Source organism: Sphingopyxis sp. 550B, from assembly GCF_057401805.1.
On record NZ_CM171610.1, the window covers coordinates 2,010,050 to 2,025,374 of the forward strand.

Below are 15,325 nucleotides of genomic sequence, written 5' to 3' on the forward strand. Positions count from 1 at the left end.
CGAAGATTTAGGCCTGAGCCTCACCTGTAGCACGCGCGATCGAAATTGCTGCCTCGAAGCGTTTCCGTGTTGGTTCCCGCAATCGCGCCAAACTGAATGTTCGTGCAAAGTGAGCCAGAATTTCCGTGTCTGGCTTTGCCTTGCGGACCAACGGGAGTGCTAGGCTGGCGAGTTCGATAAGAGGGATGTCGCGGTGAGATCGCCAGTCCGATCGAGCAGGTCGATACGCAACCAATTCCATGACATCCATTCTTCGGTGGAACACAACTTTACGGCCATCTTCCGATATTGACGGATGGCGCCCAGCGATAGCACCAGCCACAATATCTTGGATGATCCTGCCAGCCCGCTCCTTTTTGTGCGCCCGGGCAATCCGTTCAATTAGCATGTCCTCATAGATCGGCCCCTCAATCTCAAGAACGTGATCGACCATTTGCTCGAGGACATGCTTGTAGTCTGTCTGATAAATCTGATCTGCGTCATCATCCGGAACCGACAATGATGCTACCCGATATTCTTCACCGATTTCACGAGCCGGGTTTCGATACTTGGATTTGCCGATTGCAGGCAGTTCCAGTTCCGGCGCTTCTGTAGCAGAATTTGCAGTCGCAGCTTCGGCGAGGATATGCAGGCCGCGTCCAGCGCTTTTAACCAAGCCCTTGGAATGAAGAGAATTCCCGCGAGAGGGCGAGAGTGCATTGTTTACCAGCTCCTCCCACTTTTCCTCACCAGGTCGAAACTTGGCGGGCTCTCGGTCTCCGTCTGAAAGTGGCAGAACGCTTCTAAGTGCTTTCTTCAGGTCGCCGTTCGACCATACCGTGTTGTCGGACATCAGATCTACGATGGCGGCCTGCACGTGCGATTCCGTCACCCGCTTCGATGGCAAGGGGGTTTCCTTTGGCAACTTGGCCTCAAACAGATCCTCACCTGCTTCCAACGGATCCGCTGGCGCGACAGTCGATGAACTGTCCTCCTCGTCGGGCACAGCAATGATTTCGTCATCGTTCCCAATGGTGGGCCGCCAGAGCCGTAACTCAGTATGCCTGCTTGCCCAATTGCCATCTCCACTGACCGGCTGAATCCCCCGCGCTGCGAGGAAGTCCGCGAGTTCGTCAATCACTTGCTGACGGCTTCTAACGAAGCGTGATGCAAAACATCGCCACACCGTCCAGCCGGCGCGCTCCAATATCCGCTGGCGCATCATATCGTCAGGCCATTTGTCTGGCCCGTGGTAACGATCGCCGTCGCATTCGATGGCAATCCGCTGATCATTGTCACCTTCCACGACGAGGTCGATCCGGAAGTTGCCGACCCGCACCTGCGTATTGACCCGGAAGCCGCGCTCACAAAGCAGGTCGAACATCTCACGTTCGAAATCAGACTCACACCTATCGCGGCGGTCCTTTAGGTCCGACGTTTCAGCCGGATACGGGCATCGGAAATGCTCCAGAAGTGATCTGCGCAGTTGATCGCTGGCGCGCAACTGATCCAATTCGACGGAACGGACGAGATATGTTCGGTCCCTAGCGCGCGACAACGCTACATTGAAACGCTGCTCATAGCGATTGCCCGACAATGGACTGTCAGCCCGCTGCGCAACCAGTGAAACGAACATGATGTCCCGTTCATCACCCTGAAAGGCGGTAGGATCCCCAACCCGAATTTCGTGGCGCTCCATTACCTCTGTGCCGAGGCGCTGCTCGATTTCTTTATAGATATGTGCAGCTTGGTTCTGGCCCAGCAGTGTCGTGACGCCGATTGTCCGCTTCGCGATCCGCTCGTCGTCGGCAATGGCGGCGATTTCGGAGACAATGAAATCAGCTTCGGGAGGATTGATGTCGCCTTTGCGGAAGCCATCCTCAACGAACACATCGATAAGCGGCGGATCAAGCCGTTCCGACGCCATGGGCAGCCGCAGTGGCGTCAGGCGGTGGCCATAAAACTGCGCTTTCGAGAATTCGATGATCGGCGCAACACAACGGAAATGCTCCGTAAGCATGATGGAACCGCCCGCGAACACGACTTTGCCGAGATCGTACAGCGACTGCTCTTCCCGAAGGCATGAGCGATAGTCCGCGACCTGGGCTGAGAGATGGCGGGTCGCCAGTTCATCGGCGCGCGCTTGGTCACGCCCGACCAGTTCGGGGCTCACCTGCTTGTCATCGCCCACAATCAGGATCTTCTTGGCGCGCAACAATGCCGGAAGTGCAGCTACGGTAGATTGCGACGCTTCGTCGACGATGACAATGTCGAACAGCCCAAGATCAGCCGGGAGGGATTCCGAGACTCGATAGTGCGGCATGATCCAGCATGGGAGCGCACCCTTGGCGCGATCTGAGGCAGCGCGCGCTTCACGCCGAAATCGTCCCGCCCGTTTGCCCGTACCCTTGCCGATGCGGCGGACTGCGTCTGCGTAGGCAGCCAGTGCCGCTTTGACGCCATCAGTTGCCTTCCGGCTAAGTTCCAACCAGGTCCGTAACTCTATCGAACGTTCATATGCGTCCTTGAGTAAGACTTCCTTTTCGACGCGATCTGCGCCCAGCTCCCGCAATCTGTCATGCCGGTCTATGCGTGAGAGCCATGTCGAGAGCTGCCGGAGTTGCCAGCGCTTCGACCAATCCCCCGGCGTTAGATTGTCTTCCATGCCTTCTATGGGCTGGGAACGAAGAGCGCGTGCCCAAAGAGGGGCTCCCGATCCCGCAATGGCGGTGCATGCGGTATCGATTGCCTGAAAGGCCTCGCCCAGTCCTTCGATGTGCCCCAACCGACCAGTCAAAGCCTGCCATTCGGACTGGAATGCCTCGGCCGTGACATCAGGATTGCCCAGCGCACGGACAACCCAGCCCTGCAACTGGCGCGCTACATCACCCTCGGTGGAGGAAAGATAGGAAATCAACTTGGCGCGAACGGCTTCGGCACCTTCCAGGCGGTATTTGAGCCTGTGAGTCTCAACCACGTCGCGCAGCTTGGTGAGCACGCCAGAATTGTCAGACAGCGCGCCGGACCAGCCGGCGACGGTGTCCCGCGCCAGCGCGTCGACCCGGCCCTGCCGGATTACCAAGTCCCTGATGGCATCAAGGTGCTGCTGTTGAGCACGGATGCGTTTCGCAACTCCAAGACCGTCCGACTCGACGGTGTCGCCGACACTCAACGAGACGAGATGGTTCCAGGCCTGCGCAAGTTTGCGTGAGCGTTTGATGCCGTCGATGAACCTTTGAACTTCCAGCCACTCGTCGGCGCCTCGGGGTGCTTCGCCCAGCAACGTTACTTGTGCCAGCGCCGCCTTGATCTTTCCGGCAAACAGCCCGCCCACGAACCCCAGTGCAGGCTTGCCGTCGCACAATCGTTGCAGTGCCTCGAGTAGCTTTTCATCGTCCAGTGCATCGGCAGGAAGGCTGATCGGGCGTGTCAGGAAATGGCTGGCCTCTGCCAGCAAATGTTCAATTTCAGGCTGTAGGCGTTCAAGTGCCTCCACGAATTCCCGGTCTTCGTTGGCGCGCACGATACGGGTCGCATCTGCCGTCCAGCCATAGGGCGAGGTCGAAACTTTCGCACCTGAGAGATCCAGTTCATCAAGCTCTTGCGCAAGGGTCTGCAGGCGTTCTGCGGCCTCGCCTTCGGGCACGCGCAAATCTGGCAAGGTCCCGGCATTGATCTGGCGGCGCAATTCTTCGGCTCGTGCCAGATCACGATGAATGGGCAACAGGCTATCGAGTGTCGGGAGGCTGGCCAGTTGCGGGATGGACAAGCCCAGATACCCGATGTCTTGTCCAACTTGCCGTCGCGCCTGCCTAAGCTCCGTGATTTCGCTGTCAGAAAAGCGAGGCTCGAACTCAGGCGCAGCATCGATCTCGTCCGACAGCCAGTTCGCCGACTCCAGTTCGGCGACCACCATCCGCGCAGCACGGACCGGTTCGATCGTTTCATCGCCAAGCTTGACCGGTGAGACGGCCATGCGGCCGATGGCGTCGACCTCATTGTCAATGCGCGCAAGGCCGCGGTGCAGGTTGTCTATCTGATGATCGAGATCGGCGATCTCTCTTTCAAGTTCATGCCGGCGAAGCCGCTGCAGCTTCTCGGCGATGATATCGACCGATTCCTGAAACTGCTTCAGACCGTCGCGGTCGCTGTCGAGCAGACTGACCGCCAGTGGCCTGACAGCTTCAGGCAGCTTGTCGCGAAGCACGCGCAAGGCTGGCGCCTTCTGCGAAGTAACCAGCACCCGCATGCCCAGCGCCAGATAGTGGCTGATGATGTTGGCGATCGTGTGAGTCTTGCCGGTACCCGGCGGCCCTTGCACCACCACGCCGGGGCGCACCTCCAGCCTCTGGACAACCTCCACCTGCTCGCGATTGAATGGCTTGGGGAAGAACAGGTCTTTGCCCGCCCCATCTGACGAGGTGACGCCGGGAATGGTCGATATGCCACGGAACTGCGGATAATCCGGCTCTTCGATCGTATCGGAGGGCTCGATCAGCAGAGCTGCAACAGCGGCGGGCAGTGCCGATGCTTCCGCGCCTTCGGACAGGCTGGCCCGGAAACGCCGCAAGTCCTCCATTAGCTGGGTGGCGCGCCGTTCGCGCTGGAAGAAGGCGAAGGCATTGCTGACTTGCAGGTTCTGTTCGGCTGACGGGATCTTTCGCGCGTCGGCCGGCCTCGCATCGGGCACGAACAGTCCATCGGGATCGAACAACGCCGCAGCCTGACGCAGGATTGGCTCAAAGCTCTCGGCCGCGAATGGCGAAAGCGCAACTTCGTCCAGTCCCGACAGGAACTTTTCGCTTGTTGCGCGCCACTGATCCAGTCCGTGCAGCCCCATCCGGTCAAGCGGATCCAGCTCCAATCCCGGATCGGCCTCCAATCGGGGGCGGGCTTCGATGCAATGGCTTCGTTCGTCGAGCGACAGCTCCATGGCCATTGTCAGCAACGGATAGCGCAGGCGCTGGCCACCACGGAACAGGGTGGCGAACCCAATTCCGCAGACCAGTTCCACCGGCACGTCGCTGACGCCTTCGAGCTGCTGCCGCAGCATATAGAGGGCGTTGTAGAGCTTGATCGTGTCGCGGCGGGGCTTTTCGCGCTCGGACCACGGCTGCCACGCACTCTCCAGCCAATCCCGGAAAGCAGCCTCGACAGTCTCGCGCCGCTCATAGTCAGACAGTGCCAAGCGTTCAGGCGCCTCTTCGGCAGGCAGAAGTTCCAGCTCGACCAGCCCGGCCGTCGCAATTTCGGGCTTGAGAGACGGAACCGCCGCAACATCATCGCGCAGCGACAGCCACAGGACGAGCTCCCGATCTGCAGGGGCGGGCGGGGCAATCTTGGCCAGCCGCTCGACGCGCAGCCACACCGGGTCGTCCTCGTCACCGCAATCCAGCGAGACGCCGGGCAGGCCGACCAGTTCCTCTTCCGTCGTTACGAAACCGCGATGGCTGCGATAGTCGAGCTCGATCTTTAGCTTGTCGCGCTCGGTTGCCTCGACATAGTCGATCAGGTCGATCAGGCGGCGGATCTCAGGCGATACGGCAGCGTCCATTACGCCTGTGCCCTTTCCTGATTGAGCCGGAACAGGCGGGCGAGGATTTCGTCGTCGGTCAGCAGGCCGGCGCGGAAGTCGTCACCCCAGCCATAGGCATCGGCCACCGCTTCATCGAGCGCGCGGTGGGCGTGATCGAGCCATGCGGGCCGGGCGTTGTAGAGGTTGGTGAGAGTGCGCTTGGCGAGTTCCTTCGCCGCTGCCTCGTCCTTCGGCAGGATGCGGTCGGGATAGCCGGGCACCACTTCCGGCTCGTGCACCACCAGATCGGGCGGGTTAAGCCAGTTCTCGCGCAGTTCGTTGAGCCGCGCGGCGGCCTTGGCGATGGCCAGCGCGCGCGGATCGTCGGCATAGTCGGCGGCGGGGATGTTGGGGGTCAGGCCTTCGGGGAAAGGGAAGGTATCATAGATTGCTTCACGATTGTAGCGACGCTGATTTCCCACTCCCATTTTGTTGCCGATGCGAGTTGACCACGCTTCATGAACAACAGAATGAAGAATTCCGAAGTGTGTATCATCGTCCCGAGCAAATATTACGAGGTTGTTGTCTGGCAGCGTAGGTATCGCCAGCCAGAGAAAGATACGATGTTCAGCAGTCATCGGCGTTACGATATAGCGGCTAATTTCCGACAAACTCTTTCGCACTTCCGGACGAGGCCAATAGGTAGTCCACCACTCGGTCCGAGGATGCACATCACGAGCCGCCTTCCGGACTTCACTCAAGACTGGCGATGTCGGTTCATCGGGATCATATGGCGCGTGCTGAAGGTATGTGAACGGCGCTTCCCACAAAGCAGCGTCTTGCTCTGCGAGCCCCCTAGGGAAATCTATGAACCAGCTGTCTCGGCGGACGGTGGTTATGTCACGACCGTTCCAAGTTGGCTTTAAGATTTCCGAATTGGCGCGCCCGTTTGGGTTCAACGGCAACTTAAGCCAGACCCGTGCCAGTTCACCAGGCACATCAAACGGACCACTCTTTTGCACGCCAACGAAGCCTATTCCTCGATTTTCCGCCAAAGCTGGCAGCGCCGAAACATTGAGGCCCGTCGTCAAGTCGGGATTGATAGCGTCAACCGGCTCTCCATTGAGCATCCTTGGTTGCGGCTTCGCACTCTTGCTTTCAAAGCAAATCAAAGAGACCCGTACCGCAGCCCCATCGACGACCCATGCCTCATCTGCCCATGCATTGAAGATCACACCATCTTCTGAAATTCGATAAAGGACGGGCAAATTCGTGTTTTTCGCTATTGAGTTTGTGGCGACAAACCCGGCCCGGGTGGAAAGCCCACTCTTCAACTGCGCACGTGCCTTTTCGAACCAGTAACAGACCAAGTCGGTAAAACCCGGTAACCGGCCCGCGAATGCATTGCGAAGCGCCTCGGTTTCATTGACGCCAAGCGATCTTTTCATCACTTTTGCGCCTAGAAACGGAGGGTTTCCGACAATCGCGTCTGCGGCGGGCCAGGTTGTCTCGTCGCCCCCCACATCCAGCACAGCATCCCGGCACTCGATCGTATCGAGATTGCGCAGGATCGGGTTCTTCGCCGCATCAAACCCGTTGCGGCGCATCCACTGGATTTCGCCGATCCAGACCGACACCCGCGCCAGCTCGGCCGCATAGGGGTTCAGTTCGATTCCCAGCACGCATTCCGGCCCCACGCGCGGGAAGCCGCGCGGCAGGCCCAGCGCTTCGGCATCCAGATTGGCGCGGTGTTCGATGTCCTTCAGCGCGCGCAGCGCCACATAGAGGAAATTGCCCGATCCGCATGCCGGGTCGAGCACACGGAAATTCACCAGCCGTTCGATGAAGGCGCTGTGGATAGCGGCGGCCTCATCCCGCAGCTTCTCGGCCTTGCGCTTCTCCGCCGGGGTCAGCAGGCGCTCCGCCGTGCGCTTGGGCGCGCTTTCTACCAGTGCGGTCATCTTCGCCAACGCATCGGCCCATTCGGCTTCCAGCGGGTCGATGATCACCGGCTGGACGATCATCATGATCTTTTCGCGGTCGGTGTAATGCGCGCCCAATTGGCTGCGCTTCGCAGGGTCCAGCCCGCGTTCGAACAGGGTGCCGAGGATCGAGGGATCGATCTGCGACCAGTCGCGCAGCGCGGCCTGATAAAGTTCGTCCACATCCTCGCGCGCAAGGGGCAGCACGGCATCGTCGGCAAACAGGCCGCCGTTGAACCAGTCGATCCGGGTGAAGCCCACCTTGCCGTTCGGCTGTGCCATCGCGCCGAACAGCGTGCTGGCGTTCTCGGCAAAGCTGTCCGGATCGCTGCGGCTGAGGTCCAGCATCTTCGTGAACAGGTTGTCGGGCAACAGCCCCACATCCTCGGCAAACATACAGAACACCAGCTGGTTGACGAAGTGCGCCACCTTGTGCGGTTCATGCCCGCGGTCGCGCAGGCGCTGCGCAATGGCAGCAAACTCACGCGCGGTTTCCTCGGTCAGCGCCTGGCGGGTCTTGCTCGGCTTGAAGTCTTCCGGATCGGTGAAGGCGCGCTTCAGCTTTTCGCGCGCTTGCCCGTCGACAAGGTCGTCCAGCGTGAACTCGTGCACCTCCTGCACCGTGTTGGTCCAGTTGGTGTGGATGCGGATGCGGTCCATATCGGACACGATCAGCAGCGGCGGATTCTCCAGCGCGACGGCATATTGCAGGAGCTGCGCGAAGGCCTTGTCGAGATCCTTACGCGGGCCCTTGTATTCCCAGGCAAAGCAGCCCTTGCGCCAAACATCGGCCCAGCCATCGCCGCCGGTGGTCTTGGTCGCACCTTTCTCAAAGGCGAACCATTCCCCCTTGGGATCGGCGGCGATGGGGTCGAGAACGCCCAGCAGTGCGCACAGATCGTTGAAATGGCTTTGTGACGCCGAACGCTCCTTGAGCTCGACGTGGCGCCATTTGTTGAGAAATTCCTGCGGGGTCATGCAATGCCTTGGTGATGGAACGTGAGGGGACGGTCTGGCTTCGGCGTCAAGCCGCTTCCTCCAGTTCCTCCTCGCCATAGTAATCGTCATCCTGGTTCATCGGCAGGATGCTTTCGCGCACCGCTTCCTTACCCATCGCAGCTTCGATCAGGGACAGCAGGCTGGAACGACGCTTATCCATGAAGCCGTTGAAATCGTCTGAAGCCAGCAGCGTCTCGTCGATCTCGTGGCTTGTCAGAATGGCAGAAAGCCGATCAGCTGCGATGGGCGGGTTGCTGTCATTCCCCTTTGTCAATCGGCCAAGATAGGCCGACGGAGCAACACCGTCCAGCATACGGTTGGTGGCGGACGCGAGCGGGGTCTTGTTGACGATGCTGTTGTAGATCGCGGGCTCGATTTTCTGGTTCTTGCACCAGGCTTCCGGGAAGATGTGGTGGATGTCCACGTTCTCATCAAAGAACACGGTCTGGTCATAGGGCTGACCGGATTTGAAATCCTCAGCCCCGGACTTCATCAGCAAAGCGTGCACGCCCTTGTACGCGGCGGACAGACGGGAGCGAAGAGTACGAAGGCGCTTTTCCTCGAAACTTGAGCGCTGGACCGTCTGCGGTTCGGCACCGCCATTGATCCAGGGCGAAAAGTCCCGAATGTCGAGTGCAAAGCGGCTTTCCACTGCCGAACCGTAGAGTTCTCCGAAGACGCCGCACCAGTACCACTTGGCCAGCTTCTGTCGCACGGCATCGTTTTCCCAGGCCGTGCCGAGCTCTGCGAGGATCGCCGCCAACGGCACCAGCTGCGTCTGATATGGCAGGTCGCGTGAGTTGAAGATCTTCAGGGAATGGAGGAACTTCGCGGCAGCCACATATCCGGCCTCAACCTTGTCCGCCCACTTTTTGTAGGCGGCCAAGGGCACCTGCAGCAGGCTGTTGCGCGTGGCGCTGATCGCGGGTGGCTCCAATCCGGCGGCAATCGCTTCGTCACGGCGTCCCTTGGTATGAAGCAGCGAAACGGCCTGCAAAAACTCAACAGGCTCAATTTTCGCAAGTACCTTCTGGTTGATCAGGCGGTCGCGGCGGGCTTTCCAATCTTCGCGGAGATGGAATTCCTCCGACGCATACATGGCAGTGACAAGCTCGAAGGCGTCGAGCGGCTTGCCCCCGGTATTGACCTTCTCGAACACAAGGCAAACGGCGGCCCGCGACGTGTCCTTGCCAAGCTTGATGACAGGCACGTGGTAGGACGTGAAGTTGTTCACGACCTCCTCGGCGAAGCGATTGATGAGCTCCCATTTCTCCTGCCGAGCAACAGGGTCCTTCGCCATCCATTGTGCTGCTGAGATCTGCCACCGGTTTTCATCGAAAATCCGATCGATGGGAAAATGCAGCGCCTCGAATTCGTGCTCCTCGCATGACAGATCAAGCTTCACGTCACGGCCAAAATTCTCCCGGATGATCCGGTCCTCCGGCACGGCGATCACAGCATCGGATCGCGCCACATCCGGATCGAGAGCGGCGCGGATGTCGAAATAGAAATGCACCTTGATCGGCCGCTTCTTGGCCGTCTGCGTAGCCACCGGCACAGGCGAGAAGGTCGACTGATACAGCGAGGTCATGCGCTGCTGGCCATCGAGTAAGTATGCTTCAAGAGGCTTAATCGGTGCAGGAGCGCCTTCCACGGGTCGCACAGCAAAAGAAACTTCACCCGACGCATCCAATGTCATCAAGGCGCCGACAGGAAAACCTTCAGAGATTGAGGCAAGCAGATCGATGATCCGGTCCTGATCCCAAACCCACCCGCGCTGAAAATCTGGAAGCTGCAACTTCCCCTCATGGCATTCGCGCATGAGATCTTTCAACGAAACAGGATTGGTTTGAAACGACGTCGTCAAGATCAGCCCCCTTAAACGGAAAGCAAAACCAATACTCGCTGCTAAACCCACGGCGATGTTCAGTTTTTGCTTCCACGCATCATACCGCCTGGCGAGTCGATGCCAAGTTCAGATCTTGGCGAGGTTGGCACATGCCGTCCCGCGAGTAAGGGATGGCAGGGCGGAAGCGTGGTATGCGAGGGACAAATCCGGGACCCGTCGCAAAAGTTGGGTACAGTGCAGAGCACACCGTACGCAGTAAGACTGCCAGGGTATGGGAAAAAATGCCGTAAAATCAGTGCGTGAGATGCTGGAAGTGCTCGGCAGCAGGCATGCTGCTGAAGGCCATCCGGTCCCCGCAAATGACGGTAATTCCGCGACTTTAGAGGGCAGTTTTGCTAGTGACGATTGCCATATGGTCCCCAGGCGGCGAAAGCCCGGGCGCCGGGCACTGCTCGATGGTAATTTCGCGCGGCGCAAGCTGCCGCTTCGCGAGACTGAATACTGCATCTGGGATACCGAGCTTGCCGGGTTCGGCCTGCGTGTCAGACCAAGCGGCAACTACTTCTGGTTCGTCCGCGTACGACATCGCGGCAAACATCGCCGGATATCGCTTGGCCGAACCGAAGAGCTGGACGCTGCCGTAGCAAGGGCACAAGCGCGGCGCATTCTGGCGGAGGTGGCGCTGGACGGTCTGCCCAAGCGAGCCGTGGTCAAAGCCACGCCAACGCTTTCCGATTTCGTAGAAACCTATTGGGACGACCTGTCGCGGGTCTGGAAGCCTTCGACGATCAAGCGCAACCGGAATGCGTGGCGGCTTTCCATCGAGCCGGAATTTGGCGCGATGCGGGTGGCGGACATCATGCCCGCCGACATCCACCGCTGGCGTGACGGTTGCTCCGGGGCAGGCGAAACGAGCTTCAACCGCGCCGTGCCGGTTCTTGCCTCCCTCATGAAATACGCCGAGGCGCTGCGGATGCGGCGCAAGGGATCGAATCCTTGCCGAGGAATGCCACGTTTCAAGCGCCCGAAGATGGAGCGATACCTTACCCCCGCAGAATATCGCCGCTTGGGCGCTGCTTTGCGCGAAGCTGAGGCCGAGCATCCCATTCCGGTCGCAATAGTGCGGCTGCTGATGTTCACCGGCGCGCGGTTGGGCGAGATCAGGTTTCTTCGATGGGGAATGGTGAAACCGCCCCGGCTCGTGCTGCCCGACAGCAAAACCGGCCCGAAGGTGATCTGGCTCAACTCGCAAGCGCTGGAGGTACTGGCAGGATTTGAGCGCGCCGAAGATGACGCGCTGGTGTTCATCAACTCACGGGGCAAGCACCCGGTCAACATCGAGCCGTGGTGGTACAATCTGCGCCGACGCTGCGCGATGCCCGATTTGCGCGTCCACGATCTGCGGCACAGCTTCGCTTCGACCGCGATCATGGACAATGTGCCGCTGGCCACGATCGGCAAGCTGCTTGGCCACGTCTTGCCCGAGACGACGGCGAAGTATGCGCATTTGTCCGATGACGTGATCGGCGATGCTGCCGAGCGCATTTCCGGCTCGCTGGCGCAAGCGATCGGACTGCGGTCATGACAGCCGCCAGCCTCAAGCGCATTGTCGAAGAGGCGCTGGCCGAGGTTGGCGCATCGGTAAACTTCAGGCTCGTTCCCAAGGGCAAGGCACGGACGACGACCTGGCTCGGGATCGAACACGGCTTTGGCATCCGTCACTATCCCAGCGGGCGCAATGTCTACATCGTGCAGACCCGGATGGGTGGCAGGCTGCGCACCGTGACAATCGGCCCGGCTTCGGTCCTCACGCGCCATCAAGCGCAAATGGTCGCGCGCCGCGTTATTGCCTACGCGCAGGTGGGGCGCGATCCGGCCACCGATCGCAAGCGCATTCGATCCGCGCCGAGGTTCGACGATTTCCTTGAGGAATATTGGATTCGCTGGTCGCCGCGCTGGAAAGCCTCGACGCTCGATTCACACACGCGCTACCGGCGGCTCTACCTCGACGACGCATTCAAGGGTGTCTTCATCGACGAGGTCAACGAAGAGCATGTGACCAAGTGGTTTGCGGAGCTCAACAACCGCACCGGTCCGGGTGCTGCCAATCGGACGCTCGAAATCCTCAAACACATGCTCAACAAGGCGGAGGCGTGGGGGTATCGGCTGGAGAATACCAACCCGTGTCGATCGATCCGACCGAACCGCAAACGTCAATGCGAGCGGTTCTTGACGGTTGAAGAGCTGGGGCGCGTCGGGATCGAGCTTGCGAAGCTACGGGAGAGTGACGACCTTACCGCCCGCTGCGAGGGCGCGGCAATCACTTTGCTGCTGCTGACCGGTTGTCGCAGGGGCGAAATACTCAATCTGCACTGGGGCGACGTGAAGGGAAATCGCTTGAACCTTCGCGACAGTAAAACTGGGCCGCGCACCGTCTGGCTCGGTTCCGCCGCCCGCCAGGTGATTGCTGGCATTCCACGCCATCGGAAATTGTCCTGGCTATTCTGGAACTACCGCTATCGGCGTCAAATGCGCGATGTGGCCTGGGCTTGGAAGGGCATTCGCGAACGCGCAGAGCTTGGCCGGGTCCGCATTCACGACCTGCGACACACCTTCGCCAGCCATGCGGCGATGAACAAGGAAACGCTACCGATGATCGGCAGGTTACTTGGCCACGCCAACCACCAGTCGACCGCCCGCTATGCGCATCTGGATGATGACCATCTGCTTGATGCTGCCCAGCAAATCGGTGACGCAGTAGACAATCTTTTGGGTTTCAACTGACTAAAAATCTTTGATCTTTGCGTGAGGCGATGCATGATCATCAAATGGGCAGGCCGACAGAACTTCGCATCGTCAATAAATCGAATTGGCGGAGAATTGCCCTTTCTCTTGCGTTGGTGGCAACAAGCTCGTGCAGCGGAGCTTCGCCGTCCACTCCGGATGACACAGCACAATTCAGAGCGATAACTAGCGCTGTCTTTGCCAATGAGCGGCTTTGGTTGCTTCAAGATGATGGCGCTCTCGTGAGCTTGGAGCCAAACGGATCAAGCGTAGTGCCAACCAATCTGGACGGAAAAGTCTTGGCGATTTGTCGAAGGGAAGAGGGAATTGCAGCCCTCGTCGAACGAGCCGACAGTTGGGCAATCGAATTAGGATCGTCGCGTGATTGGGACGAACAAACTACAATTCCGACCAATGGTGAAACGGTAATTGCGATGGCCTGCGGCAACGGACGAGAATCTGCAGTCTTAGTTACGGATCGGCGCCTCGTCCGGGTTGCTGAAAGCGACGTTCAAGCGGTCTCATTGAGCAATACTATTGAGCCACCCTACGTGACCGCAACGGCATTGGCAGCCGACAATTTTTTGTGGCTCGGATTAAACAACGGAGAGTGGGGAGGCGGACTGGCTCGCATCTCGCTCAATGACGGACAAGTCTCAATAATTCAGAACAATCGTTCAGGGGAACTCTGTGGCGGACCTCTGAATACCGAATGCGACCCCGTGAACGGACTAGCGGCATCTCCATGGAATCCGGACTGTGTCGTGGCCGCGATTGGCTTGGTTCACATGATGGCACATGGTCGTATCGTGGAGATTTGCGGCGGCAACGTTGACCGACGCTACTTCAAGCCGTTCGATCCACAACCGCCTCGCAATGAACTGGACAACGGGGAGCCAGCGAGCACGGTAGCCTTCTTTGGCCTGGCATCATCAAACCGAGAACTGGTGGCGGTCGGCCTCGATGGAATCTATCAGTTTGATGCGTCTGGAAATGCTCGCCACCAGAGCCTTCCAGATTTTCGCGATATCGATGGCTACCGCGTCAGCTTCGACATACCCGGAGTTGCCCTTGTTCTAACCGAAGTCAACGCGCGAGCGTCTTTGAGCGGCTCGGTGCCATTGCTCGCGGTTCACTAGGACTTTCTGGTACTTCAAGGCCTCGTGCCGTCGAGCAACTGCGTATTGTTCCCGTCGAGACGGTGGTGCCGCCTCTCACTTCGGTGCCAGCAACAGGGTCTCCGCCAATATCCTGTCTTTCGAAAGCTGCGTGTGATCTGACAGCACGTCCGTGAATGCCTGCCACGCTTCTTTCGGTCCAAGCCGTGCACCTTGCCCTGCTAGCGCGCCTATGCTTCGCGATGAGACGATCTTGACCAGATCGCCGAACGTCTCGACCTCGCCGGGCAATTGGATTGGCGCAAGCCGATAAAGCCCGATTCCGAGAGCGGCGGATGGAAGATCAACCCACCACGGCATACCGATGGCGAAGAGACCGAGTGGCAGCGCCAAAACAAGCAGCAGTGCCAAGCATCCCCAAAAGGTGATGTATTGCGGTGGAGGACGCAGTCCGCATTCGGTTTCAATTATGCGGTGCAGTTGCAGGACAGGTAGTGATCCCAGCGCCCCGATAGATGTCTTCGGCTTCAGGGCAATCACGGAGTGCGGCTGAAGAGCCCGCCGCAATCGATAGAAGCACATCGCGGTCGCGCATGTTCGCCCGCTAGGCAAGTCCGGGAGGCGAGCTTCGATCAATTCAAATAGATGCCCCACCGTTGAACATTGCTCGATCTCATCGTCCCCCAATCGGACGCCGAACGCTGCCTCGACATCTTCGATAAGATCGACGTCGTCCAGATCACCAGCAAGGCCAAGCGATGTAGTCATGCAGTTGTTTCGCCTATCCCCATCCGCCTGCCAACTCGGCAATTCCGCCAGCAGCAAATGCTACGGCAATTGCTGCAAGAAATATCCCGTATCCAACGAGTATTTTGCGGCCGTAACCCGCATGTTCGGGTCGCGCTTTGAATCCCGCGAACCATCGCGGAAGAAAGAAACGAGTGGCATAGATATGCGCTGCTGCACCGACGAACCACGCGGCGATGAAAATCCAAAGCATGATCTGAGGTAAAAGCTTCACGCCTGCAAACTACCGGCAAGCGTGCGTCCCGGCAATCGCTTGAGCCGGAGAAGTTTTCTCTCACACATCCCGATCTCT

General features: G+C 59.1%; 8 protein-coding genes. 3 read left to right on the forward strand and 5 right to left on the reverse strand.

From position 1 onward, the window contains the following. Nucleotides 1-7 precede the first annotated feature (7 nt). From AC2S9W_RS09365 to AC2S9W_RS09375, 3 genes are read right to left on the reverse strand one after another with little or no spacing between them, the layout of a single operon-like run. Nucleotides 8-5,533, reverse strand: a complete 5,526-nt coding sequence (locus AC2S9W_RS09365; protein ID WP_486572013.1) for a DUF3320 domain-containing protein — start codon at nt 5,531-5,533, stop codon at nt 8-10. Next, a complete protein-coding gene (locus AC2S9W_RS09370; protein ID WP_486572014.1) occupies nt 5,533-8,454 on the reverse strand; it encodes a class I SAM-dependent DNA methyltransferase in 2,922 nt (973 codons plus the stop codon). Before AC2S9W_RS09370 ends, AC2S9W_RS09365 begins: the two co-directional genes overlap by 1 nt. 46 nt (nt 8,455-8,500) lie before the next feature. Next, entirely contained in the window at nt 8,501-10,342 is a 1,842-nt protein-coding gene (locus tag AC2S9W_RS09375) for a GmrSD restriction endonuclease domain-containing protein (protein ID WP_486572015.1), read from the reverse strand. A gap of 286 nt (nt 10,343-10,628) precedes the next feature. On the opposite strand from AC2S9W_RS09375, the gene AC2S9W_RS09380 reads away from it, so the two are divergent. From AC2S9W_RS09380 to AC2S9W_RS09390, 3 genes are all read left to right on the forward strand, one after another. Next, a complete protein-coding gene (locus AC2S9W_RS09380) occupies nt 10,629-11,909 on the forward strand; it encodes a tyrosine-type recombinase/integrase (RefSeq protein ID WP_486572016.1) in 1,281 nt (426 codons plus the stop codon). Further along, nucleotides 11,906-13,108, forward strand: a complete 1,203-nt coding sequence (locus AC2S9W_RS09385) for a tyrosine-type recombinase/integrase (protein WP_486572017.1) — start codon at nt 11,906-11,908, stop codon at nt 13,106-13,108. The genes AC2S9W_RS09380 and AC2S9W_RS09385 overlap by 4 nt, the downstream gene beginning before the upstream one ends. Before the next feature lie 272 nt (nt 13,109-13,380). Next, the gene (locus tag AC2S9W_RS09390) at nt 13,381-14,247 is read left to right on the forward strand and encodes a hypothetical protein (protein ID WP_486572018.1); all 867 of its coding nucleotides are present in this window, start codon (nt 13,381-13,383) and stop codon (nt 14,245-14,247) included. A 75-nt stretch (nt 14,248-14,322) separates the two neighbouring features. Here the strand turns inward: AC2S9W_RS09390 and AC2S9W_RS09395 are convergent, their stop codons facing one another. After that, on the reverse strand, nt 14,323-14,994 hold the full coding sequence (locus tag AC2S9W_RS09395; protein WP_486572019.1) for an acyl carrier protein: 672 nt from the start codon (nt 14,992-14,994) through the stop codon (nt 14,323-14,325). A gap of 13 nt (nt 14,995-15,007) precedes the next feature. Continuing rightward, nucleotides 15,008-15,247, reverse strand: coding sequence for a hypothetical protein (locus AC2S9W_RS09400; RefSeq protein WP_486572020.1), 240 nt, complete (start codon nt 15,245-15,247; stop codon nt 15,008-15,010). Nucleotides 15,248-15,325: the final 78 nt, after the last annotated feature.

Bases quoted from the DNA above. Each gene is read 5' to 3' on its own strand.
- AC2S9W_RS09365 (WP_486572013.1), bottom strand. From the start codon at position 5,533: ATGGACGCTGCCGTATCGCCTGAGATCCGCCGCCTGATCGACCTGATC.
- AC2S9W_RS09370 (WP_486572014.1), bottom strand. From the start codon at position 8,454: ATGACCCCGCAGGAATTTCTCAACAAATGGCGCCACGTCGAGCTCAAG.
- AC2S9W_RS09380 (WP_486572016.1), top strand. From the start codon at position 10,629: ATGCTGGAAGTGCTCGGCAGCAGGCATGCTGCTGAAGGCCATCCGGTC.
- AC2S9W_RS09385 (WP_486572017.1), top strand. From the start codon at position 11,906: ATGACAGCCGCCAGCCTCAAGCGCATTGTCGAAGAGGCGCTGGCCGAG.
- AC2S9W_RS09395 (WP_486572019.1), bottom strand. From the start codon at position 14,994: ATGACTACATCGCTTGGCCTTGCTGGTGATCTGGACGACGTCGATCTT.